Origin of the sequence: Clostridium sp. ZBS2, from assembly GCF_023845855.1 — a bacterium.
Classification (GTDB): domain Bacteria; phylum Bacillota; class Clostridia; order Clostridiales; family Clostridiaceae; genus Clostridium; species Clostridium aquiflavi.
In genome coordinates, this window is record NZ_JAMQIF010000025.1 from 1 (window position 1) to 4966 (window position 4966).

Below are 4966 nucleotides of genomic sequence, written 5' to 3' on the forward strand. Positions count from 1 at the left end.
GGTCGAGGGCTTGACCAATACATATTTATTATATACATTTTATGTGCAATTTTGAAAGAACAATCTTTCAATTATATTCCGCGATAGCTCAATGGTGGAGCACTCGGCTGTTAACCGATAGGCTGGAGGTTCGAGTCCTCTTCGCGGAGCCAATTTGATATTGTTAAAGTCGATTTGATCGGCTTTTTTTTATTGTCTTAAATTATCTATATATGTAATAATTTTGTAACAAAAACAGAAATGCTGTATTATATAATTATACGTGTAGTAATTTGATTAACTTAAAAAATGGACAAACTATATTGAAATAAAAAGATTATGGGGGATAACAGTAAATGAGTAATAATATTAATCATAGAAGAAGAAGTGCTGGAAGAAATAAAAAAAAGAAAATAATTTTATTTTCTTCAATAGTTTTAGTTGTGGTAGTAGCTGGAATGTTATCAGCTAAATATATGCATAGTAAAAGTATTAATGCTGATGCAAGTGAACTTAGTAATAATAATGAAGTTGTAACTGAAAATAAATCAGAGGGTACTCCTGTAGAAGAGAATAAATTAGACAACTCAGGATATTTAACTGCAGAAGAAGATCCTAATGCTGATTCAGCAGCTTTTGTAGAAAAATACTTATATGAGCAAAGCATTGGTAAGATGCCTGAAGGTGCTAATGGTCATAAGGTTGCATACTTAACTTTTGATGATGGTCCATCAGAAAGTGTAACTCCAGAAGTATTAAAAGTATTAAAAGATAAAGATGCTAAAGCTACATTTTTTACATTAGGAAAATCTATAAATGAAAGCGATAGAACTAAAGAGTTGTTAAAAGAGATAGTTAAAGATGGACATGCAGTAGCTAGTCACACATATTCACATGATTATCATTACTTATATCCTAATAGAATTGTAAGTATTGAAAACTTTATGAGTGATATAGAAAAAAATAATGAAACATTTAGACAAGTTTTAGGAAAAGATTTTGTAACTAAAACTATTAGATTTCCAGGTGGTCTTATGTCTTGGAAAGGCCAAGATACAATAAAAGAAAAGCTTAAAGAAGGTGGATATAGTTATATTGAATGGAATGCATTATCTAAGGATGCAGAAGGAAAAACAAAAGTTGCTTCTGAATTATTAGAAGAAGTAAAGAAAAGTGTTGCTGGAAGAGAAAAAGCAGTTATATTGATGCATGACGCAGCAGGAAAACAAGAAACTGCCAAAGCATTACCACAAGTAATAGATTATCTAAGAGAACAAGGATATGAACTTAAAAGTATAAAATAAATTTAATGTTATTTTCATAAATATATATAAAGAGGCTTTTGAAGTCTCTTTTTTATTATAAGAAAAAGATAAATAGGGATAATGTAGATAGGAGGTACTTATTTATGATTAAAATTCTATTAGTTGAAGATGAAGAAAGTATAAGAGGATTTATAAAAATAAATTTAAAAAGAAATAATTTTGAAGTGATAGAAGCAGGAACGGGTGAAGATGGGCTTAAGGCAGCAGAAGAATTTAATATTAATTTAGCAATTTTAGATGTTATGCTTCCAGGTATAGATGGCTTTAAAGTATGCGATGAATTGAGAAAAAGGTATCCTAAAATAGGAATTATAATGCTTACAGCGCGTACTCAAGATATGGATAAAATAATGGGATTAGAATATGGTGCTGATGATTATATAATAAAACCATTTAATCCATTAGAACTAATTCTTAGAATTAAAGCAATATTAAGACGAATTGGCGACGAAAATAATGATAAAGAAAATATTGATAAGCTAATTAGGGAACCATTCATAATAGATTTATATTCGCAAAAATTATTTAAAAATAACATAGAAATAGATGTCACCCCAAAAGAATATCTACTCATGAAATTATTTTTAAAAAATCCGAATAAAGCATTTTCAAGAGATGAGCTTTTAAATTTAATATGGGGATATGATTATTTTGGTGATCCTAAGTTAATAGACGTTAATATTAGACGCCTAAGAGCTAAGATAGAAGATAATCCGTCAGAACCAGAATTTATAGAGACAATATGGGGTAAGGGATATAGATGGAAAGGATAATAAAATGAAAAGTATTAAAAATACACTAATTAGAAGTTTTATATTTTTGATATTATTTACTGTTATATGTATGAATGTACTTTTAGGTACATTTGTAAAAAAATATTATTATGATAATGCTGAAACTTTACTAAGAAATCAAATAGAAATAGCAACTAATTTTTATAATAAATACTTATATAAATCAAGTTTGATTGAAAATATATATGATAATGTTGATTCATTTTGGAATAAAAGTAATGCTGAGGTTCAAATATTAGATGAAAACGGAAACTTACTAATGGATTCAATAGGAGTTTATGATAATAATTTGCATGAAAAACCTGATGTTAAAAAAGCAATTAATGGTGAAAGTGGGAGCTATGTTGGTGATGTAAGCTATAGCAATTATAAGGTAATGTCTGTTTCAGAGCCACTATTAAATGATAATGAAGTGATAGGAATAATTAGATATGTTATATCTTTAGAAGAGGTTAATAATGAATTAAAATGTATATTTTTCTTTTTTATGTTAATATCTATATTTGTATTGCTTTTAGGAATAATTATTAGTTTAATTTTATCAAATAAAATTATAAATCCAATAAAAAGGCTAACTAATATTTCACAAAAAATGGCTAATGGAAATTTAAAAGTTAGAAATAATATAAGTGGAGAAGGCGAAGTTGCTCAACTTGCCAATACATTAGATTATATGGCAGAAGAAATTATAAAAAGAGAAAAGTTAAAAGATGATTTTATATCATCTGTATCCCATGAATTAAGAACGCCATTAACTTCTATAAAAGGCTGGGTAATAACCCTTCAAGATAATAATACTGATGAAGATACATTTAAATTAGGTTTTAATATATTAGAAAAAGAAACAGATAGATTATCTAATATGGTAGAAGAATTATTAGATTTTTCACGTCTTATAAATGGGAAAATGCAATTAAAGAGAGAAAAGGTAAATATAATGGAATTAATAGAATATATAGAAAATTATATGATACCTAGAGCTTTAAAAGAATGCATTAACTTTAATGTATTATCTAATTTAGATAACAAAATATATTATTTAGATATAGATAGAATGAAGCAAGTTCTAATAAATTTAATAGATAATTCATTTAAGTTTGTAGATAAAAGTGGGAATGTTAGTGTTATTTTTAATCAAGGAGAAAAAGATTTAAAAATAATAGTAGAAGATAATGGTTGTGGAATAAGTGAAAGTGATTTACCAAAAATAAAAGAGAAATTCTATAAGGGTGCTAATTCAAAATCTCAAAACGGAATAGGATTATCTATTTGTGAAGAAATAGTTAATCTTCACAATGGATATTTAGATATAGTAAGTGAAGAAGGGAAGATGACTAGAGTTACTATATCAATTCCTAATACAAGGGAGACAGATTTATGAAAAAATTTATAAATATATTTTTAGTTGTTTTTATATCTTTTTTTATAATAGGGTGTAATGATGTGGCACAAAATAAAATTTATAAAATTAAAGCACCAGAAAATAAATCTTTAAGTATTAAAGGCGTTTGGCAAATAAATGACTATAAAATTTTAGATAATGATATATATTCTATTAGTAATAAAAAATTTTCTGTAGGAGAAAATATTGAAATATGTAATGAATATATAAAGCTAAAGAATGTTGAGTATAGAAATATTTCATACAAATTAAAATTAGTTAAAGATGATTATGTTATTTCATATGAAGAAAAATATAGTATAAGAGATCTTAATCTAGACAAAGAAAATTATGAAGTTATATCAATTTTTAATAATAATAATATAATGTTTGAATTTATAGAGAATACGGATAAAGATGGATTTATATTTTACAATGGAGCATTGTATAATGTTAGTTTTATTGATGAAATAAATGATGTTGTAGAAAATGATACAAAAAATGAAGAACATAAGGCAGAAAATAAATTAATTAATGATTATGATTATCCAGTTGGAGTTTATCTAGGCATAAAATCAAAAAATAAAGAAAATAACACAGAAGAGTATAAGACATTATATATTTCATTTAAAAATGGAGAATTACAACCTATAAGAGATAAATCAGGTCTAATAGTTCCTCGTATGAATGGGATTTGGAACATAAATAAAAAATTTATAAATAAAAATGATTATTATTATGAATATTTTGATGCTAAGCCAATTAATAATAAAGATTTTATTAATAATGATAATAAAAATTTAGAAAGTATAGATAAAAATAGATATATAAGTATAAATTTTGTTGGTAATGATTATGTGGCTACAGAGGTATATGAAGGTAATAATTTCAATGGTGATTATGCTAAATATGAGGTTTTACCAATAGATAACATAACGTCTAATATACCAATTGTTATAAGTGATATATTTACTATTGATGTTAATAAAGCTTTTAACCAAGCTTATGATAATATTGTTAATAATTTTTCTAATGAAGAGAAACAAAAATATAGTCCATATATGAATTACAGCAATTTTTCTCTTAAAAGAGTAAATGGAAAATGGACTGTTATTGGTAAAATATCACCTGCTTATGGATTAGAGGGAAGTGGATATGATTATAATTTAAATTTAAAACAAAATAAGAAGTTAGTAAATTATGATTCTCTTTTAATTCCATGGAAAACATTAAAGCGAGAACTTCCAGGAATTAAAGATGCATTTACATCTCCTAACAAAAGAATAGCATTAATTTTAACTGAACAAGGTTTGCTTATAGATGAAATTCAAAATTCAAAAATAAACAATGTTCCACTTGATATAATAGAAATGGATAAAAATGATCAAATTATAATGGCTGAATGGTGCATAGGAGATTATGTTGATACTTGGGCAAAACCATTTTTAAATTAGGATCTGTTTTAGTAGTGTGTTGATATATGCATA

At 25.5% G+C, this 4966-nt stretch carries 4 protein-coding genes and 1 tRNA gene; all 5 read left to right on the plus strand.

Annotated features, from left to right (window positions below; all coding sequences use genetic code 11):
- Positions 1–77: 77 nt before the first annotated feature.
- A tRNA-Asn gene (locus NG918_RS14175) sits at positions 78–152 on the plus strand.
- 183 nt (positions 153–335) lie between these two features.
- Entirely contained in the window at positions 336–1283 is a 948-nt protein-coding gene (locus NG918_RS14180) for a polysaccharide deacetylase family protein (RefSeq protein WP_252216209.1), read from the plus strand.
- Between the two features lie 104 nt (positions 1284–1387).
- Positions 1388–2077 (plus strand): response regulator transcription factor, encoded by a 690-nt coding sequence (locus NG918_RS14185; protein ID WP_252216211.1) that lies wholly within the window; start codon positions 1388–1390, stop codon positions 2075–2077.
- Between the two features lie 4 nt (positions 2078–2081).
- On the plus strand, positions 2082–3479 hold the full coding sequence (locus tag NG918_RS14190) for an ATP-binding protein (protein ID WP_252216212.1): 1398 nt from the start codon (positions 2082–2084) through the stop codon (positions 3477–3479).
- Entirely contained in the window at positions 3476–4933 is a 1458-nt protein-coding gene (locus NG918_RS14195) for a hypothetical protein (RefSeq protein ID WP_252216213.1), read from the plus strand. Before NG918_RS14190 ends, NG918_RS14195 begins: the two co-directional genes overlap by 4 nt.
- Positions 4934–4966: the final 33 nt, after the last annotated feature.

Coding starts and splice junctions, on each gene's coding strand:
- NG918_RS14180 (WP_252216209.1), top strand. CDS start 336: ATGAGTAATAATATTAATCATAGAAGAAGAAGTGCTGGAAGAAATAAA.
- NG918_RS14185 (WP_252216211.1), top strand. CDS start 1,388: ATGATTAAAATTCTATTAGTTGAAGATGAAGAAAGTATAAGAGGATTT.
- NG918_RS14190 (WP_252216212.1), top strand. CDS start 2,082: ATGAAAAGTATTAAAAATACACTAATTAGAAGTTTTATATTTTTGATA.
- NG918_RS14195 (WP_252216213.1), top strand. CDS start 3,476: ATGAAAAAATTTATAAATATATTTTTAGTTGTTTTTATATCTTTTTTT.